Below are 25,514 nucleotides of genomic sequence, written 5' to 3'. Positions count from 1 at the left end.
ACAAGAAGAAAAAGAAGTCTTGTCTCTTGGTTCTTAACTCTTGCCTCTCTACTAATTATGAGAGATTCGTTATTTTTAAAAGCCGCATTTTCTGAAACTACCGAGCGCCCACCCGTATGGATGATGCGCCAGGCTGGCCGTTTTATGCCCGAGTATTGGGAGATCAAAAACAAGTACTCCTTCCTGGAAATGTGCAAAACACCCGAGCTGGCTGCGGATGTTACCATGCTGCCGGTAGACCTGTTAGATATTGATGCTGCCATCCTCTTTTCGGATATCCTGGTAACAGGTGAAGCCATGGGCGGCGATCTGAGCTTTACCCAAGGCGTTGGCCCTAAATTTGCCAACCCTGTGCGTACACAAGCCGATATTGATAACCTGCAAACCAACGTTGGCGATAAGCTGCAATATGTTGCCGATGCCATAAAGGTTATTCAACAACGACTGAATGGTAAGATCCCTTTGATCGGTTTTGCAGGGGCACCTTTTACCGTAATGAGTTATTTGGTAGAAGGTGGTTCCTCAAAAGATTTTAAGCTGACCAAACTGATGCTGCATAACCATCCCGAAATGGCGCATCAACTGTTATCGAAAATTGCCACCGTTACTGCGGATTATTTAAACCTACAGATAGCTGCCGGCGTAAACGCGGTGCAGATCTTCGATAGCTGGGCGCAGGCATTATCGTGGGATGATTATACCGAATTTTCGCACCGCTACATTGTAGAGATCATCAGCAAGCTTAACCGTAAGGATATCCCGGTGATATCGTTCTGTAAAGGCAGCTCGGTTTTTGCACCGCTGATGGCAGAAGCTAAACCGGATGTAATTTCTATCGACTGGAATGTTGACCTGCTGGATATCAAGAACCGCTTATCAAAAGGCATTGCGGTACAAGGTAACCTCGATCCGCATATTTTGTATGCCGATAAAAAGGTAATCAAAGACCGTATCCACCGCCTTTTCGAGCGTATGCGCGGCGAGAACGGCTTCATCTTCAACCTTGGCCACGGCATTATGCCCGATATTCCGTTTGATAACGTGAAGTACGCGGTAGAAGTGATAAAAGAATATAAGTACTAAATCCAGCCCCCTAACCCCCTAAAGGGGGAACAGGAGTTGGTTATTTTAATAGAAGTTCAAAAGTACCCCCTTCAGGGGGCGGAGGGGGCATGTATCCATACGTTTTAGCCATTCATATCATATTTGTTGTCTGCTGGATGGCGGGGCTGTTTTACATTGTGCGCCTGTTTATTTACCACCGCGAAGCACAGGATAAAACCGAACCGGCACGCACCATCCTGTCCGATCAGTTTGAGATCATCGAGAAGAAGCTGTGGTGGATCATCGCAACGCCGAGCATGTATCTCGTTATTGCGGCCGGCGCAACCATGCTGCACCTCAACCCCGGCTTGTGGACAATGCCCTGGCTGCACGTAAAGCTTACTTTTGTTGTAGGTTTGATTGCCTATCACTTCACCTGCCAAAAAATAATGAGGCAGATGGCCAAAGGTACCTACAAATGGACCTCCATCCAATTGCGCCTTTGGAACGAACTGGCTACTATATTGCTCTTCGCCATCGTATTCCTCGTGGTGCTTAAAAGCGCGGTGAACTGGATCTTTGGCGTTATCGGGATTATCCTTTTCAGCCTCATCATCATGTCGGCCGTGAAGATTTATAAGTATTTTAGGGAGAAGAAGTAGTTATCTGATCAACCCGTTGTGCAAGTCATGCAACGGGAATATGAGGTCGTAATCGTTCCAATTGAGGTTACCATTAGCTAAGTTGAACTGCTTAAATAAATCTTCATTCAAGTATTTCGATATGGAAGGGTGTAAAGATTTGGTGAGAAAAGCTTTAAAGTCCACCAACTTTTCATGGCCATCATTGAAAGATATTCTGATAGCGTAATCACCAATATAAGTTGCCGATGTAATTTCTATAACATCAGCAACTGATTCAAATTCGGTATAATCTTGGATGATCTTCATTTTAGTTTTTCGGTGATTCTTTCAAATTCTATATTCTTGTGATATACAAAATAGTCAACCCATTTTTCAACTATTTTGTTGGCGTAGGCTTCTAAGAACTTTTCAAAATCTTTTAGTTTGGCCCCCTTTAATGGTTTTCTATCTTTTACCAGCTTAATCTTTATTTCTGATATTTCGCCATCTATAATATAAAACTCAGCCTTACTTTCCAATCCGCCATACGTTGCATGCACATGTATTGGTTCGTGTTCATTCGAATAGAAAAAAAGGATAATCCCTAAGTATTCAAATATTTTTGGCATAATTTACTAATGCTAATATACCAAAAATTGGCGTTAATTCTTTATTTCCCTCTCACCGCTATTAAAACACTATTCCTTCCACTCCGCGCATCGGGGTTTAGGCCAACGGTCATCAAAAATTTACCAGAGTAGGTTGCAGTAGCGAAGCTGGAATTGTGGCCTGGCATCATGTTTACTTCGCTTACTTCGTACATCTTATCTTCCTGCAAACCCTTCATGCGGATAGGCAAATGGCTGCCGGCCTGGTAGCGCTGGTTCACTAAATAGTTGAACATGATAGCGTTGTTTTTAGCAGAATCTACATACATGATGGATGCTACATCATTGGTTTTGGGGTCCTGCAGGCGGTATTGCTCGCCGTGCCAGATGGCTTCGCTGAATTCTTTATAGGTTTTTAGGGCACCCTGGCAATAGGCCAGTTCTTCGGGCTTTAACTTGCTTACCACAATATCAAAACCAAGTTTACCCATCATGGCTACATCCGTACGGAACTTGATAGGCTGCTTGCCCCAGTCGGTAACGTGGTTGCTGCTGGTTAAGGCGGGGTAAAAGTACGAGTATTCCCACTGGATAAACACCCTTTCGATAGGCTCGGTGTTATCGCTTGGCCAAAACTCGGTAAAGTATTTAAGCGCGCCATAATCTACCCGTCCACCGCCGCCGCTGCAAAGCATCATAGGTACTTTAGGGTACTTGGCACGCAGACGGTCCAGCACGCTGTACAAACCGCGTACATAGTCGGTATAAAAGTTGCCCTGGTTTTTTTGATAAGGCGAGTAGGCGTTATACATCAGCGCGTTGCAATCCCATTTAATGTAGGCCAGTTCGGGGTTCTCTACAAAAAGTTTATCTACCACACCAAATACAAAGTTTTGTACGGCGGGGTTGCTCAGGTCGAGCACCAGTTGGTTGCGCATATAAAATTCCGGCCGGTTTGGCTGTTTTACCACCCAGTCCGGATGCTTTTCGTAAAGCTCGCTTTTGGGGTTCACCATCTCTGGTTCTACCCAAATACCAAACTTTACGCCGTTTTGTTTAGCGGTTTTTGTAAGGAAGGGGATGCCTAATGGGAGTTTAGCTTTGTTCACTTCCCAATCGCCAAGCCCGGCGTGGTCGCCGTTGCGGGGGTATTTGTTGCCAAACCAGCCATCATCCAATAAAAACAGGTCAACACCCAAATCCTTGGTGTCTTTAAGCAAAGCCGAAAGCTTATCATTATTAAAATCGAAGTAGGTAGATTCCCAGTTGTTGAGCAGCGTTAAACGCGGGCCCTGGCCGTCCAGTACTTTATACTTGCGCGCCCAGCTTTGCAGGTTACGGCTGGCTTCGCCTTTGCCTTTATCGCTTAGGGTGTAAACAAATTTAGGGGTTTCAAAAGCTACGCCCGCTTTAAGGGTGTAATTGGCCGCGTAATTGTTCATGCCGGCTATCAGGCGCAGGTTGTTGGTGGGGTCAACCTCCAGATCTATACGGAAGTTACCGCTCCACTCCAGGTTACCGTAAAGTACAAGGCCTTCGTCTTCCCCGGCGGGTTTGTTAAGCGATACCATAAAAACCGGCGGCTGAAAAATATCCGCGCGCGAGCCCAACTTGCTATCCAGCGTTTTAATGCCGTGGTTCAGCTGTTCTTCCTCGGCGCGCATTTCCTGTGCCCATTCACCATGGTAATGGTTCAGCCAGTAGCTATCGGCCTGTATATACAAATTGGCCGAAGCATATTTATTAAGCACCACGTCCTTTTTCTCGTGATGGGTGATCACGCTCCATTGCTCGGTTACGTTCTCGTTATAGTAGGTTTGATAGTTTAGCGTTACCTCAAAATTGTAAAGCGAATCTTTCAAACGGATGCTCAGCAGCGATACATCATCATTTATTTTAGTGACGGTATGATCTACATACTGCAATTCCAATGACTTATTGCCATCGGCATGGGTAACTTCAATGGCCGGCTCCAGCAGGTTATGCGTGCCCGAAGTAGTGTACGCTGAATTGTACACGTTATCGTATTTATCCTGTTTGGTTACTTTGGGTACAGCGGCATATTCGGTGTTATTTGCCAGCTTGCCACCAAAGTAAACCATGCTCAGCCTTTTATCATCACCCACACGCAGTACAATGGCGTTGTTTTTTGTTTCGATAGGGATAACGGTTGACTGCGCGTTAGCGCCGAAGCCCTTTAGTGTCATTAAGACAATAATTACAGATCGCGAAAAGGAGCGTACAAAGAAATTCATATAGGATTTATATTGGTTGGCTTTATTTATTTGGCTGATAGATGATGCCATCTTTCATCACCAAAGTTACTTGTTTTAGGGCTTTAATGTCAACAGAGGGGTCGCCATTAACGGCCACAATATCGGCTAAATAAATTGGTTTGATATTACCGAGGCCTTTCAATTCAAAAACTTCGGCGTTAACAGAAGTCGCGGAACGCAAAACATCTATCGGTTTCATACCATATTCTACCATCAGCAGCATTTCGCGGGCGTTATCGCCGTGGGCGTATACACCCACATCGCCACCCATGCAAATAGTAACGCCGGCTTTAAGCGCTGCGCTAAAGATGTTTTTTTTAATCTTCACGCTTGCCGGGTCGGCGTCTATACCCTTTTTCCAACCGGCATAGGTGTTGTAGGCTTCCGTTGCCGCCAGGGTAGCACACAGCGCTATGCCCTTTTCTTTCATCAGTTTAAACAACTCCGGCGTGCCGCCGTCGCCGTGTTCAATGGTACTGGCCCCGGCCATAATCGCCCTGCGCATACCTTCTTCGCTGCTCGAATGCATTATAACCTGCCTGCCGCTTGTATTGGCTACCTGCACCGCTGTTTTCAGTTCGTCCAGCGTAAAAGTTGGGGTTGTTGCGTCGTTCAGCCCCCAGCGGTAATCGGCGTATATTTTAACCACGTCGGCACCATGACCAATCTGTGATCGTACCACCCGGCTTATACCCTCGTTGCCATCCGCTTCCTCGGCACCTTTTACCAGACTAAGGTCGGTAACATCACTTTTTGGTCCGTAGCTCCCGGTGGCTACAATAGCCCGGGTGGCTACCAGCATCCTCGGCCCGGGTATAATGCCTTTGTTAATGGCGGTCTTTAGGCCCACATCGTCATATGCGGCGCCTTCTGTCCCCAGGTCGCGCACGGTAGTGAAGCCTGCCAATAAGGTTGCATTTGCGTGTTGAACCGCGCGTGCGGTGCGTTCTGCGCGGCTTTCGGTAAGTACCTGGTTGTCCCAGCTGGTTTCGTTATAAGGGTGCAGAAACAGGTGCGAGTGCCCTTCAATCAACCCCGGCATTAATGTAGAGCCTTTGAGTTCGATAACGGTTGCAACGGCAGGCACCTTCATTGCAGAGGCTTCGCCAACGCTGGCTATTCTTTTGCCCTTTACCAGCACCCACCACCCGGTGTGCATTTCTTTCCCGTCGAAAACCCGATCGGGCTTTAAAAGGGTGTAATTTACAGTCTGCCCCGGTTGAGCCACTAATTGCAGGCATGGCAAAATACTTAACAACAGAACTAAGCGAATTATTTTCATTGTAGATAGGATTTAGCTTACTTTATAGCGGGGGAGAAAACGAGTGGAAATTTACTTAAAATTATTTTAGATGCCATGCAACCATTTTAACGAGTTGCCCATCTTACCTTTAAATGATGCGTTTGGAACCTAAGCTTACTATTGACGAACTGGTACACCGGTGTAAAACGGGGCAACGGAAAGCGCAGGAAACGCTTTACAAGCTGCTGGCTGCAAAAATGATGGGCGTTTGCCTGCGTTATGCTGCCGACCGTATGGAAGCCGAAGACATGCTGCAGAATGGCTTTATCAGGGTGTTCCAGAAGATAGCAGATTACAGGAGCGAGGGTTCTTTTGAAGGATGGGTAAGGCGGATAATGGTGCACAGCTCTATAGAATATTACCGCAAACATCACCGCATGATGCAGGTTGTAGATATCGACGAGGCCGGGCAGGAGCCATCGGTAAATGCAGCGGCAGCATCAAGCCTGGAGGCGAAGGATCTATTAGTACTGATAACAACCCTTTCGCCGGGCTACCGGATGGTGTTTAACCTTTACGCCATCGACGGCTATTCGCACAAGGAAATCGCGGAAATTGTGGGCATTAGCGAGGGTGCCTCCAAATCGCAATTATCAAGGGCAAGGGCTATTTTAAAAGAACAAATATTGAAGGCCGAAAAAAAAAGCTATGAATATGCAGGATAAAGAATTTGATGAATTATTCCGCTCGAAGTTGGAAGATTTTGAAGTTGAGCCTTCCAAAGGCTTATGGGATAATATAGCTGCAGAAGTAGTTATCGATAGTAAAAACCGTTCGGCGTTGCCGTTCATCAGCATAGCTGCCAGTGTGCTGGTATTGGTAACTGCGGGCGTGTTTTTTATTCCGAAATTAAAGCAGGTGGATAACACAAAGCCTCCGGTAACTGCAGGTGTTAAAACGGGTATTAAGCCGCAAATAAATATTGCGCCTGTTAAAGCAGACGCTGTAATTAAAACAACAGAGCCCGCCCAGGTTCTGGCCGTATCGGTAGCTCCGAAAGTGCAACGTACTAAGCAAAGCATCAAAAAACAAAACAACAGCCTGCCCGCTGTAAAAGTTGAAGAGGTGAACAACCAGCAGCAAATCGCAAAGGTCGCACCAAAAGCAGCGCCACAAAGCGATTTGATCTTAACACCGGTAAAGCCTGATATAAACAATACCATGGTAATTGCCCAAACAACTATTGCCCCAACCATTACCGACGAGGTAAAAGTGATCCCGGTAAACAGCCTGACTGCCCAACAAGTGCCTGCCAAGACTGTTACAGCTGTGCAGCCAAAAAAACACCGTATCCGCAGCTTTGGCGACCTGATAAACGTAGTGGTAAGCAAGGTGGACAAACGCAAAGACAAGCTGATAGAATTCAGCAGCAAAGACGATGATGAATCGCTGATCACCGGGATCAATCTCGGTATCATAAAAGTTAAGAAAGAAGAAGTTATAGCAACCAATAAATAACCATGAAACCAATCATATTTACCCTCCTGATCTGCTTTGCAGCAACAACATTGTTTGCGCAAACCGATACCATAAAAACACGGCATACCGAAGGTGGTGACGCCGATACCATCATCATTATCAAAAGCAAGAAAAAGCATAAGTACAAATTTGGCTTTGGTAAGGATGTAGCAGAAGTTAACATCAATAACGACCAGAATGATACCACGTACACCGCATCAAAGGAGCCAGGCTTTTCAATGGGGCTTACCTTTACCCGGTTTGATATTGGGTTAACTACGCTTAACGATAATGGCAGCTTCAAACTGTCGCCGCAGAACCAGTTTTTAAATTACCGGTCGTGGAGGAGCAGCAGCATCGGGTTTGATGTGTTGCAGATCAGCTACCGGTTTAGCAGCGCGTTCAGGATCTACACTTCGGGCGGCTTCGACTGGCTCAACCTGCGCCTGCGCGAACGCGGCACCATCCTGCGCGACCAGGACGTGCTCACCTTTGTGCCCGACGATATTAAATACAGCAAGAACCGCCTCTCGGCAAGTTACCTTCGGATACCCATTGCCCTTGATTTTCGCACGCATGACGATGCCGACGGCCGCAGGTTCCATTTTATTACCGGGGTGGATATGGGCTTGCTGTTAAGCAGCAGCCTTCTACAGGAAAGCGACGTGAATGGCGACCAAAAACGCAGCGGAGATTACCACTTTACCAAATTCCGTTATGGCCCGTTTGTGCGTGTAGGTTATGGTGCTATCGGCGTGTTTGCCAGGTATTACGTAAACGATATGTTTGACGATAGCCCCGCGCAGAAAGGTTTGAGAAACTTCTCCTTTGGGATGAGCGTGGGCTGGTAGGTGCACGATTTAAGGATTTGGGGATTAATACGATTACGGCGCAAGGTTCTATGATCCGGTGATTGCAAGGTGGACGGCGATTGATCCCAAAACCGAAGCGTATCCTAACTGGAGTGGTTACAATTATGCCTTAAATAATCCAGTAAAATATATAGATCCTAATGGAGAAGATGTCTATCTCACAATTTGGGGGACACATGATGGAAATATTGGACATGCTGGAATCGCAGTCGATAACTATAGAACCGAGGAAGTCAAGATAAACACGGGAATACAAAATTAGATAAGCATGGAACGCGATCACAAAACAGGTTAAAACTGGTACCGTGACATACTATGATCTTTGGCCAGGCGGCTCTGATTTGCAAAAGAGGGCGTTTTATATGCTGCTCCCCCAGGAATGCCTTTAACTAATTATAGAGAAAAAATTGGTTCAACTAATGCAACGACTCCTCATCAATTATGGAAGGCTGCGTCTGAACTAAAAAATGCAACGATTATTAAAGACCCTGGAACAAAAGTTCAAAAGACGTTTATAGAAGGTGTTACAGGTGGTGGAATGCGTCAAAAAGCTGCAGAAAAAAGGGTAAATTGAAAATCATGAAACATACAATAATTGTAATTTGTATTTCAATTGTAAGTATATTGGGGTGTCAGAATAGCTTTATAATCGACAATAATAATATTAGGGCTATCAAGTTTTACTTGAGTAAAGACAACCAAGTTCCTTCTGATATAACAGATAAAAATAATATACAACGAATAGTTGCTGAATTGAATAAAGCTAAAAGAGAATTAGCAGTTTTTAAGGCAATTTTGACTTTGAAAATTCTTTATGCCGATGGGAAGGAGCAGTTAGTATTATGTAATAATAATCGGATAAAAGTAAATGGATTAACTTATACTCTTAATAAGCCGATTACTGAAATAATGGATGAAAAATAGCCTCCAACTGGCGCGAGTATCGGCATCGGGTAGAGCGTTTGCAGTACTCGTGACTAACCAACATACCCTTTGCCAGTTTTAGCATCGCGATAATGGCGTTTGAGGAGCCAATATTGTTTTAAAAATAAGTGTTCTATTTAAATTGGAACACCTGTTTGCAAAATTCCAGCTATAGCTTGCGGCACCGTTGTAATTAAACAAGGAAATCGCTTTTAAATCTGGTGGTTAACAGGAGGCACCTACGGAGCCAATTTCGTTGCTTAATTATTTCTATAAACAGGTTACTCCTCCGGAGTTACAGACAAATGAGTTCTTTAGTTCCGTAGAAACTCGCTGTTTATAGCATCATTCAAAATGATTTTGGCTCCGTAGGTGCCCCCTGTTTTAAGAGCGATTTCCCTGGGTAATTAAACGGTGAATCTTAAAATCCCGTAATCGTGTGTATCTTAGCAGCCAATGGCAGATGTACCTTTTTTAGAGGCGGTTTCGATAAGTAAAATATATCCGGGGGTAACCCAATCGGGCGTTAAAGATATCAGTATCGAGATCCAGCCCGGTAAAATAACCGCCATTATTGGCGAAAGTGGCAGCGGCAAAAGTACCTTACTGCGAATGCTTTATGGTCTGCTATCGCCCAACCAGGGCACTGTGTTATTCAAAGGCGAGCGCATTTGGGGCCCTGAAGAAAAGCTGATACCCGGGCACAACGAAATGAAAATGGTTACCCAGCATACGGATGACCTTAACCTCTTCGCCCGTGTATGGGATAACGTAGCCGCCATGCTGCCCAGTACCAACGTAAAGCTAAAGGAAGAAAAAACTGAGGCGGTACTCACCCAGCTCAACATGATGCAAATGGCCTACAAACGCGTTGCCGACCTTAGCGGTGGCGAAAAACAACGTGTAGCCATTGCCCGCGCCATTATCACCCGCCCCCAGGTTTTGTTTTTAGATGAACCTTTTAACCAGGTTGATACTTCGTTTAGGGAAGGACTACAGCACGATATCCGCCAGATAGTGCGCGAAAGCGGTATCACCGTAGTCATGGTATCGCATGACCCTGCCGAAGTGCTTTCTATGGCCGATGAACTGGTGGTAATAAAAAACGGCGAAATAGTGGAGGCTGGTCCCCCTAAAGAACTTTACCAAAACCCGCAACAACTTTATACCGCCGAATTGCTGAGCAACTGCAATGTGCTCAGTCCCGATGAAGCGAAATTATGCGGAATAAGTACCGATTCAGAATTTGTAGTGGTGTACCCCGAATGGATCAGGCTAAGCTCCTCGCCCGACAGCTTACAGTGGACGGTGCGTGAAGTGCTTTTTAAAGGCTTTTATGAAGACCTTTTACTGGAGTATGAAGATGTGATCATTCGCGTGGTAAACGGCGAGAACGGGCGCTTTAAGCCAGGAGATACCATTGGGATAAAAATTAAAAAGTATCTGGAATATTGAGGGGGATGATCCTAACGGTTTCATAATAAAAAATTGAAAATTGTGGTGATACTAATATCGAAAAATATGTTAACCCTGTATTTTTTTAATGAATTGATTATTAGTAGGTTAAAAAAAATTTATTGAAATTGTGTTAAGTTATGTTAACCCTTAACCCGCCTTTTCCGGTGGCCTCACCAGAACTATTGCCATAGGCTCCATTGAAATAAGAACGGCGCAGTAAAATTATTTACTGCGCCGTTGCTGTGTTAAGCTGGGTTGCTTAATTATATTGCGAACGATGACAGGCGCACAAATTGTTGTACTCGCGCAGCTACTTCTTCATCGGTTAAGTTCTTGATTTTTTCGGTACCAAACTTCTCTACACAGAAAGATGCCAATGCCGAACCAAAGATGATGGCATTTTTCATATTGTTAAAATTCACGGTGCCAACTTTGGCCATGTAGCCTATAAAACCGCCTGCAAAAGTATCACCAGCTCCGGTAGGGTCGAACACTTCCGCCAGCGGCAGGGCCGGTGCCGAGAAGATATGGTCCTCGTGGAATAATAATGCGCCATGCTCGCCTTTTTTTATGATGAGGTATTTTGGGCCCATCGCCAATATTTTGTTGGCAGCCTTTACCAAAGAGTACTCGCCGGATAGCTGGCGGGCTTCGGCATCGTTAATGGTTAAAACATCTACCATTTTAATGGTTTCCAGCAAATCATCCAGTGCAATGTCCATCCAGAAGTTCATGGTATCCATTACAATGAGTTTAGGGCGGTTTTTAAGGCGTTTAATAACCGTTTGCTGCACTTGCGGACTCAGGTTGCCCAGCATCAGGTATTCGCAGTCCTGGTAGCTTTCCGGGATGATCGGGTCAAAGTCGGCCAAAACGTTCAGGTCGGTAACCAGCGTATCACGGCTGTTCATGTCGTTATGGTATTTACCGCTCCAAAAGAACGATTTTTCACCTACTTTAATTTGCAATCCATCGGTATTGATGTTATGGGCGTTAAAGTCAGCAATTTCTTCGGCGGGGAAGTCGTCGCCTACCACGGCAACGATATTTACCTTGTCAAAAAAGTACGAAGCGGCCAATCCTGCATAGGTTGCGGCACCGCCAACAATTTTATCTGTCTTTCCAAAGGGGGTTTCAATTGCGTCAAACGCCACAGTACCAATAACTAACAAACTCATGCGAAAATATTTTAATTTTTTTTTGCGCAAATATTGTGAATTTACCTCAATAATCATACTTTTGCACACTCCAAACCGGAAAATACTACAGAGGCCAGCAACGCTGGAAGAATGGTAGCCAAAAGGTGAAGAGAAATAACCAGATTCCTGAGTAGCTCAGCTGGTTAGAGCATCTGACTGTTAATCAGAGGGTCCCTGGTTCGAGTCCAGGCTCAGGAGCACTCAAAATCAATGATTTAACCCCACTCTGGCGAGTGGGGTTTTTTTATTTGCATAAAATTTGCATACTTTTCTGGTAAGGCGATAATTCGCGAAAAAGCACTACAAAAAGGTAGATGGTACTTGAAATGTTAAAATTTATATGTACCACGACGCTGTAAGGGCGTACATGGATAGGGGCCATTATGTCACGGATAAGAAGCAGACCAAAGACCTGCAAATAAAAGATGCCTTTTTATTATGTATTCTTAACAGTACCTTGAATGAATATCGGATATCGATAATTGATTTAGGGCCGAAACGTGTCTTTTTCCATCTGGTACCAATGCTCCCATTGGAAAAGAAGCCGTAAACTATGGTCTTAAAATAAAAGGCTGCCCCTTGCGGGCAGCCTTCATAACTATTAACGTGAAGTAGAAAAAAAGAAGATCAGTTAGGGTTAACAATTGGCGCGCTGCCTGTAGCCGGTGGATTCAATACAGATTCATCCGCAGGTACATCCCAGTAGTCCAGGAAATTGTAGTTGATAGTGGCGTGGGTATTTACCGTACCTGTGCTGCCCACAACCACTGCATTGGTTACGCCTCCGCCTTTAGCAATATCGTATATGATGCCGTAGCGGCGCGCATCGTAAAATGCCAACCCTCTAAATACCAAAGCTACACGGCGCTCGCTTCTCAGTTGCGCGGTAGCTTGCAAAGCATTTAAGCCCGTACCAGCCAGTGGTGCCAGGCCAGCTCCCTGCGCTGCGCGTACATTATCGATACTTTGCAACGCTGCCGGAATACCACCCGTACTTATTAGTGCTTCGGCTTTCATCAGCTCATTTTCTTCGTATGATGGGCCAATGTACAGCTGGTAATTGCCCGGCGTTCTGTCGCTTAATACCTGCACGCCAGCCATGTCGTTGCCGCCATCAACCAACTGCCAACGGGTGCTGAAAGTAAACCCGCCTACCTGGTTTAAATAAGGCGTTATAGCCGTGAAGTTATTGCTCAGCCGTTTATCACCGGCCTGGTAGCTTTGAATAAAACGCTCGCTGATTTTAAAGGTGCTGCTTTTTGGCGGGCCGGTAGTAAGCGCCGCAACGGAGCCGCCCGTGGCCGAGAAGAAGCCGTTAGAGACAGACGTGCGGCCGGCAAATACATTGTCGCTACTTGCTATGCCGCCGTTCACCAGCGTAAGCACTGCAGTCCAGTCGGCGGCGGTCATGTCTGCAGCTTTTTTGTTGGCTACAATGTTTCTGGCCTTTAAGGTATTTATACTATGTACAAACATTGCCGGGGTTGGTACATTGCCATTGCCGGTTTGCACAAAGCTTGGTATCAGCTTAGACATTACAACGGTATAATCTGCAACATTTGCCATGCCTGTTAATAAGGCGGTAGAAGCATCCAGGTTTTTGTTTGATTCCGCAATTAACGCGGCGCTATTTACATAATTCGAAGAGATGCCGTTCACTTTATCGCTTATCAGCCCAGCGTAATATAACGATCCCAGCTTGCTATAGGCAAAGCCTTTCCACCAATAGCACCACGCTTTTATCGTATTCTTTTTTGCTGTAGCATCACCGCTAAAGCTAATACCATCCACAAGGGACAGTACCTGATTACAGGCGTTGTTTAACCCATACATATACGTCCACTCTAAAAAGAATACGTTAGAAGGGCGCTTATCCCTGGTGTTACTAATGCGCAGGACAGATTTTTGTGGCGATGAGTTGGTGGTTTTGCTGTTATCATCAAAAACTGCATAATCGGGCAGGTTCACTACGTTGATGTTTATATTGGAAGCTTCGGCACCGATGTTATCGCCCAATAATTCATGGTATTGAATGCCTTGAGAAAAATAACTGTCGCCCAGTGCATTTAGTCCGTTTAAAACCGAAGGATTGCTGCCATTAAAGCCGCTAAGGTAAACCCCGCCGGATGCCAGAGATGTAATACCTGTTTCTGTCAGCGCCTGCTCCAGCGTAGGGGAGTTTGGATTTTTTACATCCAGTTCTTTTTTACAAGATGCGGTACCCAGCAAAACCGCTGTTAAAAGCCAGGTTGATAATATTTTATAGTTTTTCATTTCTAAAAATTTAAGGTCAATTAAAATCCAAGGTTTAGGCCTACCTGGTAAGACTTCAGGTTGGGCGAAGAGCTGTTATCAACTCCTCTGTCGAACGCAGAGTTAGAGTTACCGGTGCTAATCTCCGGGTCGAAACCAGTGTATTTAGTAAAAGTTAACAAGTTGCGGCCGGTGAAGGTTAACTGTACTTTTCTAAAAACCTTGCTTTTTATCAATCCTGTAAAATCGTAAGAAAGGCTCACGTTCCTTAAGCGTACAAACGACGCATCCTCGTAAAAATAATCCTTGGTACCGTTACGTGCGGGGCCGTTACGTGCTCCAAAATAATCGGCGTAAATGCTTCGGTAATACGCGGTGTAGGCTGCGCTTGTACCATTAATGTTTACCGGCACATCATAGTCGCTGCTAATACCATCCCTGTACATCCATTCTTTGGTTTGGTTGTACAGGTGGCTGCCATGCACCCAATCAAACTGGAAGCCAAAGCTGAGTTGTTTATAGCTAAAACTGTTGATGAACGACATGTTAAACTTAGGGTTAGGGTCGCCAAAAGAATAAGCTTCGTTGGTGAACTGAACGCCTTTGGTGGTTTTATTAACAACCCTGCCATTCACAATTTCGTACTGGTCAAGGTCCGCATCAGCAATATATCTAACGCCTTGCTGGTTCACCTCGGTTAAGCTGGTTAATGCTTTATAACCGTAGATCTGGCCAATCTTAGTGCCGGCATTCAGGGTAAGCTGCGTGCTTCCTGCCGAACTTGCCAGGATAATTGATGGTCCGTCAATAGCATCAATTTTGGATGTTTGACGGCTAAAGTTGGTAGTTAGGTTCCAGTTAAAATCTCGGGATTTTAAAACATTTATGTTTAGTGATGCCTGGAAACCGTTTGACGAAAGGGAAAGTGCATTGGTACGGATGGTGCTTGCACCGGTTGAAGGCGGAACCGCTACATCATAAATTACATTTGTACCCTTACGCGTCCAATAGGTTGCGCTAAAGTTGAAAGTTGATAACCAATTGCCGCCAAAGCCGTTAACGGACATATCTGTACCTATCTCGATCTCGCGCGATACCTCCACATTCAGGTTGGGGTTTTTGCTGGCGTTCTGCAAGGCGAAAGCAAGGTTTGTACCCACGTTTTGAGGTGCCAGCACCGGGTACCTGTCAAATGGCTGTGGTTGTATACCGGCCTTGCCATACGCTGCTCTCAATTTAAATTCAGAGATCCTGCGACCTAACGCACCATTTTTCCAGAAACTGAAAGAAGACGGGCGGATGTAAACGTTAGCATTTGGAAAGGTAAACGGTTTTGAACCCTGGCCGAAGGCCGAAGAATAATCGCTGCGGAATCCTCCCGATACACCGCCAAAGTCGCCGACATCAATTTTTTGGTTCACCACATAACCATAGGTTACAAATGGCTCGGTATAATCAAAGGCAACTGCCTGGGTTTGCGTTTGGTTAAAGTTGTAAATAGGGTAGCTTGGTAAACCTAAACCGTAAGTATCAAACTCCTCATAAACGTTTTTGCGGTAATCGTACTGCAATAGTGTTGAAGTAGTAATAGGGAGGTTGATATGGAAGTCCTTCTCAAAGTCCGTACGGATGGTTGCAGAACCGTTAAAGTTCTTAAAGGTAGTTTTATAGATGTTTTTATTTAACTCACCTGTGTTTTCGCCATTATAATTACTGATAAAAGTATTGAGGTTTTGCGAAGCGACATTGCCCGACTGGTTTTCATAAATGTAATTAGCTTCGCGGTTGCTGTAGTTTAAGCCGTACTTAGCGTTTAACTCCAGAAACTTGTTCACCTTATAATTAGCCTGTAAATTTTGCAAAATATCAACCCGGTTATCCCGCGTGCGGCCATATTCGGTGTAGTAAAAAGGATTGTCGCCGTTTACACTTACCGTGCCCGAGTTGAGAGAGAACGGAAGCGTGCCGTCTGGCAGCGTTTGCGTAAAGTCGTAGAAAGGAGAGGCGTTGAGCGCGTTGAATAAACCACCTGAATTACCTACGCCCAGGTTTCTGTTAAGGGTGCTGCGGTTGTAAATCAACTGGGTAACAGATCTTAAGGTAAAGCCTTTGAAAAGCTCTATACCTAAATTGCTTACAAGGTTAGTGCGATCATTATAACCATTACTCCGGATTGTGCTTTGCTGGTGGTTGTTGGTTACGCCTATGTTATAATCGAATTTATCTGTTGCGCCCGATACATTAACACTATTATTGGTAGTGTATGCTGTGCGGAACAGTTGCTGGATATGATCGTAATATTTAAGATTGGTACCGTATTGTTTATCGGCTATGTTTAACGGATTTGACATTGCAGTTGGGTTGCCGTTACCCGCGGGGAATGCCCAGGTAACACCCGGAAAAGTTCCGTTTTCATCTATCGAAATAATGTTGCCGCTATTATCAACCAGGTTACCGCTTGCATCGGTTTTAAAGCTGTGGAGCTTGGCCTGGTGCACATCGCCGCTGTTAATAATGCTGCTGGCAGCTACACTGCTGGATACATTTATCTGCGGTTTGCCTGCCTGCCCTTTTTTGGTGAAGATCTGGATAACACCGTTTGCACCCTGTGCACCATAAATGGTAGATGCCGCTGCGCCCTGTACCACCTCGATGCGGTCTGCGCTGCTCAAGTCAAGCAGGCTGATGTCTGTAGCGCCCGACTCAACACCATCAACCAGTATCATAGGTGAAGTACCACGTTGTATAGTGTTGATACCTCTTAATACAATGTTGGTGCGGGCACCGGGGGTACCGTCTACCGACGAAATTTGCGCGCCGGGAATTTTACCCACCAAGGCCTGGTCAATAGAGGCCGTAGGGGTTGGCGGGAGGTTTTTGGAAGAAATAGATTCTACCGAGATCCCCAGTTTAGCTTTACTGGTTGCCACGCCCGAACCAGTAACAACAACCTCTGAAAGTTGTCGATTGTCGGGAGTCAGTTTTACATTAATAATACTGCTGGTGATTGGCACTACCGTACCGGTATAGCCAATGAAACTGAAGGTGAGTGAAGTAGCGTTTGCCGGCACAACCAAAGAGTATTTACCCTCGATGGATGTTTGGGTACCAATGCTGGTGCCTTTTACGCTAACGCTTACACCGGGGATCGGTAAGCCATCGTCTTGTGCGGTTACAGTTCCTGTTACTGTACGGTTTTGGGCCCATGTTGCGGTTCCTGCAAAAAGCAGAAACAGGCATAGCAAGTACCTTGGTAAGTTTTTTTTCATGCGTTTTTGTTAGTTAATAATTAATATTCACAAGATAATGTGTAATACGTTAACTACAAATACGCCTTGAATTTTTGATAAGTTGGTAATTTTTACAGTTTAAATAGCATTTAATTGCGGTATTGTGTCTTGTAGTGCAGTTTTATTGAATATTTGATAAGAAAAATTCATGTTTTTTATAATATTTCATAAACAAATTCGACATTATTCTACATTTTGGTGATAATTATCAGTTATTTGTCTCTTAAAATCAGAATGTTTTTAAAAAAAGGCATTATTTAGACGTTAAAACGCCTTTTATTTGTTCATAACTTTAAAAAAAGGACTATTTTACATTAAAGTATTGTTCCTTTTTAAAATTTATCGCTTTTGCCTGTCGATGATTGCTTGTGGCGCCTATTAATTATTAGTTGAGTGTTTTCAGGGTAGATTTGGTTGAACTATACTGTCTCAACCTGATATATCGTCAATAAGACAAAGTAGCCAGCAATTGAGGTCGAACAAGACACCTAATGGTGATGGCGGCTTATTAAAGCTTCAGGGGATTAAATTGTTGAATTGAATGCTCCTAAGCAACATTTAGTTCGCTCAAAAATTTTAACTGTTCTATCAAATGGTTCGAATTATGTCCAGACTGGGGAGCAAAGTCCCGCACGTCTGCGGGGCTTTTTTTAATGCGTTATATTTTTTAGATAGGTAGCGGTGATACCACAAGCGTCAAAAAGATTAAAGTTTCTCCTTAGGGAATGCGTGTGGCCGCCTTGCGCGCAAATGCTGGGAGGGCTTTAGATACTCACCTACAATAGCATAGCCTATAACCCCATCTCCCTCTATCCCCAGGAAAAGAATTGCACGTCCCCCGCTTTTATTTCTTCTGGCCACGTATGGCGATAACACCAATCATAGACTGAAATTGAAAATAAATTTGCGCAACTGAAAAGTTGCATATATATTTGCAACCTGTAGGTTGCTTAATTGAACATTGTAAATGAAACAAGATATATTCCAGGCCATAGCCGACCCAACACGCAGGGCTATTTTAACTTTAATTGCTATCCAGGCATTAACACCAAATGCTATGGCAGAAAAATTTGATATGAGCCGGCAAGCAGTATCAAAACACATTAAAGTATTGCACCAATGCGAATTGATTAAACCTGAGCAGAGTGGCAGAGAGATTTATTATCACTTTAATGCGAAAAAAATGCAAGAATTTGACAATTGGTTAGCCCAATTCAGGAAAAACTGGGAAATTCAATTTAATCAACTTGACGAACTATTATCAACAATTAAAAAACAAAAAAAATGAACAACGATTTGCTATTTGATTTTAATGTTGACAAAGCAGCGAAAACGGTATTTATAATCAGAGAATTTAATGCCGGACTTTCTTTAGTATGGGATGCTTTTACTAAGCCAGAACTACTGGACCAATGGGGGGCACCTGCACCAATGCGCGCCAAAACTAAGTATATGGATTTCAAAGTTGGAGGGCGAAGATTCTATGCGATGATAAGCCCCGACGGACAAGAGCGTTGGGCGGTTCAGGAATATACTTCCATTACCCCGAAAATCAATTTCAAAATGTATAATTCTTTTTCAGACAAAAACGAAAACCGGGAATTGCAGGGTTCTGAATGGGATTACACTTTCAACGAAGAAAATGGCAGGACTAAAGTGAACATAACCATCTTTAATGAATCGTTTGAACGAATGGAGAAATTATTGGAGGGCTTCAGGATAGGCTTTACCATGACATTAACAAACTTGGAAAACCTGTTATCAGCCTTATCGGAAAAACAATAAAGGAAAATTTACAATCACATTTAAAATAAAAATCATGAGAACAATTAACCCCTGGATTAACTTCAACGGAAATGCTGAAGAAGCATTCACTTTTTACAAATCAGTTTTTGGTGGCGAATTCGCAAAGATCATTCGCTTCGGCGACCTGTCGAGCGCTGAATTCCCGGTATCAGAAAATGAGGCAAATAAAATTATGCACATTGCTTTGCCTGTTGGCAAATACAATGTGCTAATAGCCAACGATGTTCCCGAATTTATGGGACCGACAAACGAAAACGAAAATAGGTCTAAAATATCAGTTAGTGCCGACAGCCGCGAAGAAGCAGACAAAATATTTAACGGATTATCTGCAGGCGGAGATATTGAAGGGCAGATTGGCGACACTCCCTGGGGTTCATACGCCGGAATGTTTAGAGATAAATATGGTATTGAATGGATAGTGGAATTTGACCCAACTGATAACCGGCAAATTTAACTGACGAAAACCACGAGCGTCAAATAATAGTTTAAAGGCCCCACAGCAATGTGAGGCTTTTTTTGTTTGGATGAATTGTGTGTTTATATTCTTTATCCTGATTACACTGACGCAACCTGGCCAACTGTTTTGGACAGCCGAAATGCTGCAAGCAGATAGTAGAAGGCGCCGAAAGCGGCATACCCGGCCAAACTTGCAATTCCCTTTGTAGGATCGTGTGCCAGGATGATGAACGAAGTGCCACCTATGATAGACTGGGCACCGCTAATGATCATAGGCCATTGGCCGCCTAAAAATTTCCTGCGTTGTAATCCTAATATCAGTTGGATTAATCCTGTTCCAATTGCCCAGGTACCAAAAACTATCAATGTTTCAGGAACGCCTTTCTGTAAAGCGATGCATACAGCTATTGCAGTAGTAGTACTGATTAAGGCGTTTACATATTGTGGCGTTTTAGATGAATTGTTGTGATTGGCGCGGATATCGAGGAAGGTGCCCACAACATCCCAGGCCGGGTAAATGATGAGTAAAACGCTGGCTATCCCCAGTGATGTTTTTGCGAAAAGGGCGATAAGAATAACCCATGTAACCGAAAATGCGGCGCGTATGAAATAAAGTTTGCGTAACGATTTGGCAGTTTTTACGGCTTCCCCGGTTGCTACTGCATTAAGTTGAGTACTTGCTGTCATGATTTTAATTTAAGTGCTATGTTGGCTCAAAGGTCTGCGGAAATGCCCGGCGAGTTTTTCACTTAGGTTAAAATGCAGGTGGAAGATTACTTTACAATTGCAGTTCTATCGCTTGTAATAGATCTCACTTGGTATTAGAGATTTCTTTATTAACTTAAGTTAAAAAGCTAATCGCGAATAATGCAGAACTTTGCTGAGTTTGAATTGCATGTTTATAAATTGCCCATCTATAATTATTTATACAATTTAAATAATGATGAAATGACAGATAGAAACCATCATATATTTCAGCATCTGAGGGGTTTTGCCCCGTTAAACGATAAGGATATTATCGATAGCCAGCCATTTTGGAAAGCGCGAAAAATCATTAAAGGGGATTTTTTTAATATGCAAAGCATGGTTTGTAACGACCTCGGACTGATTGTAAAAGGCATATTCCGAATCTATTTTCGAGACCCGGACACCAAAGAAGACAAGAACATTTTCTTTTTCTCTGAAGATCAGTTTGTCGTTTCGTTCAGAAGCTTCGTATCACGCAATCCCTGTTGGTATTTTATTGAAGCGATGGAGGATTCGGAAATTTTCTTCATCTCTTATCAAGACCTTAACAGCCTTTATGAAACCCATCCAAACTGGGGAAAATTTGGCCGGTTGCTGGCCGAATTATTTTTTTCTGTTGCGCAAACACGTACCGAAGAATTCATTTTTTTCTCGCATGAACAGCGTTATATCAGGCTGCTGGAAGAACATCCCGATATTGTTGAGCGTATCCCCGCTTATCATATCTCGTCTTATCTTGGCATTACAAACCCCTCGCTAAGCCGGATCAGGAAGCGTATAGAAAGAAAGAAAACAGAATGAGCTGTTACGCATCAGCCCCAATGTAGCCATTTGTACCTGCCAAACTTCGAATATCACCTGCCAAACTTCGTTTTAATGCGTTTTGATCACTTTACCCGTGTGCGCACCGAACACGCTTTTGCGGAAACCGTATTCCAGTTGTTGCATAGTAGTGGGTATTTCGCCGGGGAAGAATGGGAAATATTGTGGTGAAGCTTCTATTACTGTCGGACTTACCGCATTTATCCGTATGCCGTTTGCCAGTTCAATTGCGGCAGCACGTATAAATGCTTCTACAGCGCCATTGGCAGCCGAAGCATTTGCAAAGTTTAACTGGGGTTCGTTTGTCAACGCGCCGGTGATCAGCGTAAATGAACCTTTGGGGTTGATGTAGTGCTGGCCGATGAGCACCAGGTTTACCTGTCCCATTAACTTGCCTTCTAATCCCTTCCAGAATTCGTCGTTGCCCATTTTTGCCCAGGGGCCCACATAAGTAGGCCCTGCGGTGGAGATCAGCGCGTCGAACGGGCCAACTTGCTTAAACATGTTTTCGATGGATTCGGCAGAGGTGATATCTGCCTGGATATCGCCGCCTTTTGAAGAAACCCTGATGATCTCGTGTTCTGTTTCAAATACGCCGGCCAGGTATTTGCCCATGGTGCCCGTTGCGCCTACAATGATGATTTTCATATTAATAACTATTTAAAAGTTTTCGGTAATTATTTCTTTATTAAGGACCATGCCGGCTGTTGTGCCGGTGGCAACGGCATTGGCCAGTGTGCGCATGCGGTTGGTGTTGTCGCCGCAGGCATAGATCCCGTCAACGGTGGTTTTTTGAAAGGAGTCGGTTTGCAAATAACCTTCGGCGTTTAATGCACAGCCTAAGGCCTCAGGGATGGGGCAATGCTGTTGGAAGGGGCTTGGCGCATAAAGCGCTTTAACGGCCGCCTTGGAATTGTCCTTAAACAATATATATTGAAGCTGCCCTTTTACGTGTATCAGTTTTTCAGACACCTTCTCAACTACCTTGATGTTATGCTGGTCCAGCTTTGCCATTTGGTCTGCTGTTAGTGTTGAGGCGCCGTTTGTAAAAAGTGTTAGATCCTTTGTCCAGTTGGAAATGAGCTTGGCCAACTCGAAGCCAAATTCACCGTTTCCAAAAATACCTGTTTTCTCATGTCGCACTTCGTAACCATGGCAGTACGGGCAATGGATAACAGAAATGCCCCAGCATTCGGCAAAGCCGTCAATATCCGGCAGCAGATCTTTGATACCTGTCGCAAAAATTAATTTCTGTGCGCTGAACGTTTCGCCTGTCCCGGTTTGGATCTCAAAACCATTTATAGTTTTTACTCCTTTGGCAGCGATACCGTTGAAAAACGATACGGTTTCATAGGCAGCTACCTGCTGTTTGGCAATAGCCGAAATTTGAGCAGGTTGCATCCCATCATGCGTGATGAAATTGTGCGAGTAAGGGGTTTGGCGATTACAGGGGACACCGTTATCAATAACCAGTGCTTTTCTCAGCGCGCGCCCCAGTGCCATAGCAGCGGCAAGTCCCGAATAGCTGCCGCCAATAATGATCACGTCGAAATTTTCAGGCTTTTTCATTTTTTGTTGTGGTTAATTGGATAATAAAATTGATAAGCGGCAAGCCGGCGAACACAACAAAAGGCACTAAGGCGATGGTCAACAAGAAAGTGCGCTGATAGAGCGGCAATAAAGAGAGAGCGGGGCCAAACAAGTACAGAAAGAGGGTGATGGATGGATAGATAGCCATCCAAATTTTTGCGGAGCTGATTAATTTACCTTTCATTTTCATAACACCACAAAAGTACCCGGTGCTGAAAATTGGCGATAGGACGAAAACTGAGTTGAATGGTATTTATCCGGAGTTGTGACGGAATGCGTCTGGCGAGTAGCCGGTTTGCTTTTTAAAGAATCGGATAAAATAGGAGGGGTCCTCATAACCCATGTGGTAAGCAATTTGATTCACCTGGTAAGAGGTCGCCAGTAGACACCTTTTGGCCTCCAGGATGATCTGTTCGTTAATCAGCGTTGAAGTAGTTTTACCCAACAATTCTTTAGTAATGGCATTGAGTTGGTAAGTAGAGATGTTTAGCATATCAGCATACTGACTAACCTGTTTTTGCGTGAGAATATGCTGTTCTAAAAGGGTCATAAATTTATCCAGCCGTTCTTGCCGGTAGCGCGTTTCCGCAGTGGCGGATGAGGGAGGTAACTGCCGTATCAGTCGGGTAAAGAATATACTCATATTAGCTTGGATCACTTCTTTAAAGCGTTCCTGCTTATCCCTATGTTCCTCAAATATGGAAGCCAGCACATGCTGCAGTTTGACAGAAACCGTCTCGCTTAACTGGTAGTGATTTTGCTGCCCTGCCCGGCGCAGCAGCTCAGCAGCGCTCGGGTAAAAATCACCGCTGAATTGCAAAATATAACCAGTGCTGCCTGCTTTTAGTACCAATTTATGTAGCTGCCCGGGCCTCATAAAAAAAATGATATGATCAGCAATGGTGTAAGCTTTAAAATCTATATCGTGTTGGCCGGATCCGCTTTTTAAAGCGATGATTAAAAAGAAATCATGCCGGTGCAGTTCCTGGAGCATATCTTTTCCATCGAGCAATTTTTCAAGATCGCGGATGCTGAAGCTACCCGAAAGTTCCGGCTCCTGGATATGTCTTACTGGTATCTGCTGCACGCCCTTCACCATTAACTATAAATTTGTTTTATCATTACCTCGCCCCGCACATTCTCGGAGCCTTACTCCCTGTAAAATAGTGTTTTTTATAAACTCGTTTCTTTACAGTGTATTTTTCTGAACCCGGAGGGATTGATGCCTTTGTGTTTTTTAAATGCCCGGTTCAGGTGGCTTTCGTCTGTAAAATTAAATTCATAAACAATTTCATTGATCCGCATATCGCTATGCAGCAGTCTTGTTTCAACCAATCGCATTTTATAATTAGCGATATAATTTTGTAGCGTATCGCCTGTTTGTTTTTTAAAATACCGGCCTAAATAGTTGGGGGAAATATTAAAAAGCTGGCTCAGTTTTTCGGATCTTAAATTTTTAGGGTCGAGAATGTTTTGCTGAATATAATTCAACATATCCAGGATAGGCTCACCGGTAGCTTCGTTGATATTCTTTGGGAGCTTTAAAGCGATGTTTCTTGCAACAATGGTAATAATTGTATTGATGATCTGTTCTGATATGCGGTTGTAATATAGCTGCTGATTGGTTTGCTCATCAAGTATACTATTGATAAGTGATGCGATTAACGGCTTGTCGGCTTTGTTTTTTAGAATACAGCCCGGCCTGTGACTTGCATTTTGCAAAATATAGGTTACCTGCCTTACAGCGTCTTTGTCTTTGCTAATATTATCCTTCACATACAATTCATTGAATCGAAGAAAAAAGAACATTGTAGGTGTTTCAATATCAAATGAATACATATCCTGCGGCGTAAGTAAAAACAAATTACCCTTGCGGTAATTGAAATGGTTTTTATTTACGGTTTGGATGCCTGTGCCATCTTTTACATAGATCAGCTCAAAAAAATTGTTGCGCTTTGCAGGCTTGTTGTAGCGTTGCAGCTCTTTCCATTCTATTTCATACTGCCTGTATAAAGTTGCTCCGTTCATGGTTGTGAATGTACAGAATAAGTGTAGAAATGTACAGATAACCAGGGAAGTAAAATGTACAATTTTGTCTTAATGCAAATAAGCAGTTTGCAAAGTTTTAACAAGAGCACCGCACGGAATTTATCATCATAAAAAAGAAAAAAAAATGAAAAAAGTATTCGCAGTTATTTTATTGGCCGCATCACTTTATTCGGCAATGGCCCAAACCAATAATACCCATTCATCCCAAAAGAAACGAAAGATCACGACGGCAATGGGAGACAAAGCCCCCCTATTCTCTCTCGCCGGAACATGGACACTTAAGGCCGCCGAGGTAATTCTTCCGGATGGTACCCATATTACCGACCCAGGCTTGGGTAAGGATGCTAAAGGTATTTTAATGGTTGATGCGGATGGACAATACTCCTTGCAGATCTTTCGGCCCGACCGGCCGAAATTTGTATCGGGCGATAAGAAACGCGGCACACCTGAAGAATACGAATCGGCCCTTTTGGGGCTCAGCACCCATGTTGGCCACATTAAAATAGATACAGCCAATAAGTTATTGCAGTTTGACATCGACTACGCCGCATTCCCAAACTGGAACCGTACGACTCAAATACGGCAGTTTACTCTTAAAGGAGATGAACTATATTATCAATTGCCCGCCACAGCAGGAGCCGGAACTATTGCAGCCTCCATTTGGACACGTGTTAAATTTAAATAGTTACTTTGCCGGGATTTATTTTCTCACTATGTGCTCAATTGCAATTAGTGC

26 protein-coding genes and 1 tRNA gene are annotated in these 25,514 nt (G+C 44.0%); 14 read left to right on the top strand and 13 right to left on the bottom strand.

Annotation, left to right across the window (positions count from 1 at the left end; genetic code table 11):
- Positions 1 to 57: 57 nt before the first annotated feature.
- Both hemE and hemJ read left to right on the top strand, forming a co-directional pair.
- A complete protein-coding gene (hemE, locus tag ABIX36_RS01930) occupies positions 58 to 1,083 on the top strand; it encodes a uroporphyrinogen decarboxylase (protein WP_348080472.1) in 1,026 nt (341 codons plus the stop codon).
- An 89-nt stretch (positions 1,084 to 1,172) separates the two neighbouring features.
- Positions 1,173 to 1,706 (top strand): protoporphyrinogen oxidase HemJ, encoded by a 534-nt coding sequence (gene hemJ / locus ABIX36_RS01925; protein WP_348080471.1) that lies wholly within the window; start codon positions 1,173 to 1,175, stop codon positions 1,704 to 1,706.
- Here hemJ and ABIX36_RS01920 read toward each other — a convergent pair whose 3' ends face one another.
- From ABIX36_RS01920 to ABIX36_RS01905, 4 genes are all read right to left on the bottom strand, one after another.
- A complete protein-coding gene (locus ABIX36_RS01920) occupies positions 1,707 to 1,994 on the bottom strand; it encodes a DUF2442 domain-containing protein (RefSeq protein ID WP_348080470.1) in 288 nt (95 codons plus the stop codon).
- Positions 1,991 to 2,296, bottom strand: a complete 306-nt coding sequence (locus ABIX36_RS01915) for a DUF4160 domain-containing protein (protein WP_348080469.1) — start codon at positions 2,294 to 2,296, stop codon at positions 1,991 to 1,993. The genes ABIX36_RS01920 and ABIX36_RS01915 overlap by 4 nt, the downstream gene beginning before the upstream one ends.
- A gap of 41 nt (positions 2,297 to 2,337) precedes the next feature.
- Entirely contained in the window at positions 2,338 to 4,482 is a 2,145-nt protein-coding gene (locus ABIX36_RS01910) for an alpha-galactosidase (protein ID WP_348080468.1), read from the bottom strand.
- 70 nt (positions 4,483 to 4,552) lie between these two features.
- Entirely contained in the window at positions 4,553 to 5,833 is a 1,281-nt protein-coding gene (locus tag ABIX36_RS01905; protein WP_348080467.1) for an amidohydrolase family protein, read from the bottom strand.
- A 116-nt stretch (positions 5,834 to 5,949) separates the two neighbouring features.
- On the opposite strand from ABIX36_RS01905, the gene ABIX36_RS01900 reads away from it, so the two are divergent.
- The 6 genes from ABIX36_RS01900 (at position 5,950) to ABIX36_RS01875 (ending at position 10,563) form a co-directional block, all read left to right on the top strand.
- On the top strand, positions 5,950 to 6,519 hold the full coding sequence (locus tag ABIX36_RS01900) for a sigma-70 family RNA polymerase sigma factor (RefSeq protein ID WP_348080488.1): 570 nt from the start codon (positions 5,950 to 5,952) through the stop codon (positions 6,517 to 6,519).
- A complete protein-coding gene (locus ABIX36_RS01895) occupies positions 6,509 to 7,312 on the top strand; it encodes a hypothetical protein (protein WP_348080466.1) in 804 nt (267 codons plus the stop codon). Before ABIX36_RS01900 ends, ABIX36_RS01895 begins: the two co-directional genes overlap by 11 nt.
- 2 nt (positions 7,313 to 7,314) lie before the next feature.
- Positions 7,315 to 8,163: an outer membrane beta-barrel protein gene (locus ABIX36_RS01890; protein ID WP_348080465.1), complete on the top strand. Its 849-nt coding sequence runs from the start codon at positions 7,315 to 7,317 to the stop codon at positions 8,161 to 8,163.
- Positions 8,164 to 8,563: 400 nt separating this feature from the next.
- Entirely contained in the window at positions 8,564 to 8,758 is a 195-nt protein-coding gene (locus tag ABIX36_RS01885) for a hypothetical protein (RefSeq protein WP_348080464.1), read from the top strand.
- 5 nt (positions 8,759 to 8,763) lie between these two features.
- Positions 8,764 to 9,108 (top strand): hypothetical protein, encoded by a 345-nt coding sequence (locus ABIX36_RS01880; RefSeq protein WP_348080463.1) that lies wholly within the window; start codon positions 8,764 to 8,766, stop codon positions 9,106 to 9,108.
- Positions 9,109 to 9,564: 456 nt separating this feature from the next.
- Positions 9,565 to 10,563 carry an ABC transporter ATP-binding protein gene (locus ABIX36_RS01875; RefSeq protein ID WP_348080462.1) on the top strand — a complete coding sequence of 333 codons (999 nt, stop codon included), beginning with the start codon at positions 9,565 to 9,567 and terminating at the stop codon, positions 10,561 to 10,563.
- 266 nt (positions 10,564 to 10,829) lie between these two features.
- On the opposite strand, the gene ABIX36_RS01870 is transcribed toward ABIX36_RS01875, so the two are convergent.
- Positions 10,830 to 11,744: a PfkB family carbohydrate kinase gene (locus tag ABIX36_RS01870; protein ID WP_348080461.1), complete on the bottom strand. Its 915-nt coding sequence runs from the start codon at positions 11,742 to 11,744 to the stop codon at positions 10,830 to 10,832.
- 145 nt (positions 11,745 to 11,889) lie between these two features.
- Between ABIX36_RS01870 and ABIX36_RS01865 the strand changes: the two genes are divergently transcribed.
- Positions 11,890 to 11,963, top strand: a tRNA-Asn gene (locus ABIX36_RS01865).
- A 429-nt stretch (positions 11,964 to 12,392) separates the two neighbouring features.
- Here the strand turns inward: ABIX36_RS01865 and ABIX36_RS01860 are convergent.
- Both ABIX36_RS01860 and ABIX36_RS01855 read right to left on the bottom strand, forming a co-directional pair.
- Positions 12,393 to 14,039 (bottom strand): RagB/SusD family nutrient uptake outer membrane protein, encoded by a 1,647-nt coding sequence (locus ABIX36_RS01860; RefSeq protein ID WP_348080460.1) that lies wholly within the window; start codon positions 14,037 to 14,039, stop codon positions 12,393 to 12,395.
- Between the two features lie 20 nt (positions 14,040 to 14,059).
- The gene (locus ABIX36_RS01855; protein WP_348080459.1) at positions 14,060 to 17,287 is read right to left on the bottom strand and encodes a SusC/RagA family TonB-linked outer membrane protein; all 3,228 of its coding nucleotides are present in this window, start codon (positions 17,285 to 17,287) and stop codon (positions 14,060 to 14,062) included.
- A gap of 988 nt (positions 17,288 to 18,275) precedes the next feature.
- Here ABIX36_RS01855 and ABIX36_RS01850 point away from each other — a divergent pair.
- The 3 genes from ABIX36_RS01850 to ABIX36_RS01840 are packed head-to-tail and all read left to right on the top strand — an operon-like array spanning position 18,276 to position 19,568.
- Positions 18,276 to 18,596: a metalloregulator ArsR/SmtB family transcription factor gene (locus ABIX36_RS01850; protein ID WP_348080458.1), complete on the top strand. Its 321-nt coding sequence runs from the start codon at positions 18,276 to 18,278 to the stop codon at positions 18,594 to 18,596.
- Entirely contained in the window at positions 18,593 to 19,093 is a 501-nt protein-coding gene (locus ABIX36_RS01845; RefSeq protein ID WP_348080457.1) for an SRPBCC domain-containing protein, read from the top strand. Before ABIX36_RS01850 ends, ABIX36_RS01845 begins: the two co-directional genes overlap by 4 nt.
- A 34-nt stretch (positions 19,094 to 19,127) precedes the next feature.
- Positions 19,128 to 19,568 (top strand): VOC family protein, encoded by a 441-nt coding sequence (locus tag ABIX36_RS01840; protein WP_348080456.1) that lies wholly within the window; start codon positions 19,128 to 19,130, stop codon positions 19,566 to 19,568.
- 101 nt (positions 19,569 to 19,669) lie between these two features.
- On the opposite strand, the gene ABIX36_RS01835 is transcribed toward ABIX36_RS01840, so the two are convergent.
- Complete coding sequence (locus ABIX36_RS01835) at positions 19,670 to 20,257, bottom strand: hypothetical protein (RefSeq protein ID WP_348080455.1); 588 nt, start codon at positions 20,255 to 20,257, stop codon at positions 19,670 to 19,672.
- Between the two features lie 261 nt (positions 20,258 to 20,518).
- On the opposite strand from ABIX36_RS01835, the gene ABIX36_RS01830 reads away from it, so the two are divergent.
- A complete protein-coding gene (locus tag ABIX36_RS01830) occupies positions 20,519 to 21,118 on the top strand; it encodes a Crp/Fnr family transcriptional regulator (protein ID WP_348080454.1) in 600 nt (199 codons plus the stop codon).
- Positions 21,119 to 21,190: 72 nt separating this feature from the next.
- Here ABIX36_RS01830 and ABIX36_RS01825 read toward each other — a convergent pair whose 3' ends face one another.
- From ABIX36_RS01825 to ABIX36_RS01805, 5 genes are all read right to left on the bottom strand, one after another.
- Entirely contained in the window at positions 21,191 to 21,787 is a 597-nt protein-coding gene (locus tag ABIX36_RS01825) for a short chain dehydrogenase (protein ID WP_348080453.1), read from the bottom strand.
- Positions 21,788 to 21,799: 12 nt separating this feature from the next.
- On the bottom strand, positions 21,800 to 22,708 hold the full coding sequence (locus ABIX36_RS01820) for an NAD(P)/FAD-dependent oxidoreductase (protein WP_348080452.1): 909 nt from the start codon (positions 22,706 to 22,708) through the stop codon (positions 21,800 to 21,802).
- The gene (locus ABIX36_RS01815) at positions 22,695 to 22,913 is read right to left on the bottom strand and encodes a hypothetical protein (RefSeq protein WP_348080451.1); all 219 of its coding nucleotides are present in this window, start codon (positions 22,911 to 22,913) and stop codon (positions 22,695 to 22,697) included. Before ABIX36_RS01815 ends, ABIX36_RS01820 begins: the two co-directional genes overlap by 14 nt.
- A gap of 69 nt (positions 22,914 to 22,982) precedes the next feature.
- The gene (locus tag ABIX36_RS01810) at positions 22,983 to 23,828 is read right to left on the bottom strand and encodes a helix-turn-helix transcriptional regulator (protein ID WP_348080450.1); all 846 of its coding nucleotides are present in this window, start codon (positions 23,826 to 23,828) and stop codon (positions 22,983 to 22,985) included.
- A gap of 74 nt (positions 23,829 to 23,902) precedes the next feature.
- Positions 23,903 to 24,757 (bottom strand): AraC family transcriptional regulator, encoded by an 855-nt coding sequence (locus tag ABIX36_RS01805; protein ID WP_348080449.1) that lies wholly within the window; start codon positions 24,755 to 24,757, stop codon positions 23,903 to 23,905.
- 145 nt (positions 24,758 to 24,902) lie between these two features.
- Between ABIX36_RS01805 and ABIX36_RS01800 the strand changes: the two genes are divergently transcribed.
- On the top strand, positions 24,903 to 25,463 hold the full coding sequence (locus ABIX36_RS01800) for a lipocalin-like domain-containing protein (protein WP_348080448.1): 561 nt from the start codon (positions 24,903 to 24,905) through the stop codon (positions 25,461 to 25,463).
- The last annotated feature ends 51 nt before the right edge of the window (positions 25,464 to 25,514 follow it).

The organism is Mucilaginibacter sp. (genome assembly GCF_039925265.1).
Taxonomy (GTDB): domain Bacteria; phylum Bacteroidota; class Bacteroidia; order Sphingobacteriales; family Sphingobacteriaceae; genus Mucilaginibacter.
Note: the sequence above shows the minus strand (reverse complement) of the source record. Positions and strands in the feature narration are given on the sequence as shown.

Bases quoted from the DNA above. Each gene is read 5' to 3' on its own strand.
- ABIX36_RS01915 (WP_348080469.1), bottom strand. From the start codon at position 2,296: ATGCCAAAAATATTTGAATACTTAGGGATTATCCTTTTTTTCTATTCG.
- ABIX36_RS01855 (WP_348080459.1), bottom strand. From the start codon at position 17,287: ATGAAAAAAAACTTACCAAGGTACTTGCTATGCCTGTTTCTGCTTTTT.
- ABIX36_RS01845 (WP_348080457.1), top strand. From the start codon at position 18,593: ATGAACAACGATTTGCTATTTGATTTTAATGTTGACAAAGCAGCGAAA.
- ABIX36_RS01800 (WP_348080448.1), top strand. From the start codon at position 24,903: ATGAAAAAAGTATTCGCAGTTATTTTATTGGCCGCATCACTTTATTCG.
- ABIX36_RS01905 (WP_348080467.1), bottom strand. From the start codon at position 5,833: ATGAAAATAATTCGCTTAGTTCTGTTGTTAAGTATTTTGCCATGCCTG.
- ABIX36_RS01825 (WP_348080453.1), bottom strand. From the start codon at position 21,787: ATGAAAATCATCATTGTAGGCGCAACGGGCACCATGGGCAAATACCTG.
- ABIX36_RS01835 (WP_348080455.1), bottom strand. From the start codon at position 20,257: ATGACAGCAAGTACTCAACTTAATGCAGTAGCAACCGGGGAAGCCGTA.
- hemE (WP_348080472.1), top strand. From the start codon at position 58: ATGAGAGATTCGTTATTTTTAAAAGCCGCATTTTCTGAAACTACCGAG.
- ABIX36_RS01900 (WP_348080488.1), top strand. From the start codon at position 5,950: ATGCGTTTGGAACCTAAGCTTACTATTGACGAACTGGTACACCGGTGT.
- ABIX36_RS01910 (WP_348080468.1), bottom strand. From the start codon at position 4,482: ATGACACTAAAGGGCTTCGGCGCTAACGCGCAGTCAACCGTTATCCCT.
- hemJ (WP_348080471.1), top strand. From the start codon at position 1,173: ATGTATCCATACGTTTTAGCCATTCATATCATATTTGTTGTCTGCTGG.
- ABIX36_RS01805 (WP_348080449.1), bottom strand. From the start codon at position 24,757: ATGAACGGAGCAACTTTATACAGGCAGTATGAAATAGAATGGAAAGAG.
- ABIX36_RS01880 (WP_348080463.1), top strand. From the start codon at position 8,764: ATGAAACATACAATAATTGTAATTTGTATTTCAATTGTAAGTATATTG.
- ABIX36_RS01895 (WP_348080466.1), top strand. From the start codon at position 6,509: ATGCAGGATAAAGAATTTGATGAATTATTCCGCTCGAAGTTGGAAGAT.
- ABIX36_RS01890 (WP_348080465.1), top strand. From the start codon at position 7,315: ATGAAACCAATCATATTTACCCTCCTGATCTGCTTTGCAGCAACAACA.
- ABIX36_RS01815 (WP_348080451.1), bottom strand. From the start codon at position 22,913: ATGAAAGGTAAATTAATCAGCTCCGCAAAAATTTGGATGGCTATCTAT.
- ABIX36_RS01870 (WP_348080461.1), bottom strand. From the start codon at position 11,744: ATGAGTTTGTTAGTTATTGGTACTGTGGCGTTTGACGCAATTGAAACC.
- ABIX36_RS01875 (WP_348080462.1), top strand. From the start codon at position 9,565: ATGGCAGATGTACCTTTTTTAGAGGCGGTTTCGATAAGTAAAATATAT.
- ABIX36_RS01850 (WP_348080458.1), top strand. From the start codon at position 18,276: ATGAAACAAGATATATTCCAGGCCATAGCCGACCCAACACGCAGGGCT.
- ABIX36_RS01885 (WP_348080464.1), top strand. From the start codon at position 8,564: ATGCCTTTAACTAATTATAGAGAAAAAATTGGTTCAACTAATGCAACG.
- ABIX36_RS01840 (WP_348080456.1), top strand. From the start codon at position 19,128: ATGAGAACAATTAACCCCTGGATTAACTTCAACGGAAATGCTGAAGAA.
- ABIX36_RS01860 (WP_348080460.1), bottom strand. From the start codon at position 14,039: ATGAAAAACTATAAAATATTATCAACCTGGCTTTTAACAGCGGTTTTG.
- ABIX36_RS01830 (WP_348080454.1), top strand. From the start codon at position 20,519: ATGACAGATAGAAACCATCATATATTTCAGCATCTGAGGGGTTTTGCC.
- ABIX36_RS01920 (WP_348080470.1), bottom strand. From the start codon at position 1,994: ATGAAGATCATCCAAGATTATACCGAATTTGAATCAGTTGCTGATGTT.
- ABIX36_RS01810 (WP_348080450.1), bottom strand. From the start codon at position 23,828: ATGGTGAAGGGCGTGCAGCAGATACCAGTAAGACATATCCAGGAGCCG.
- ABIX36_RS01820 (WP_348080452.1), bottom strand. From the start codon at position 22,708: ATGAAAAAGCCTGAAAATTTCGACGTGATCATTATTGGCGGCAGCTAT.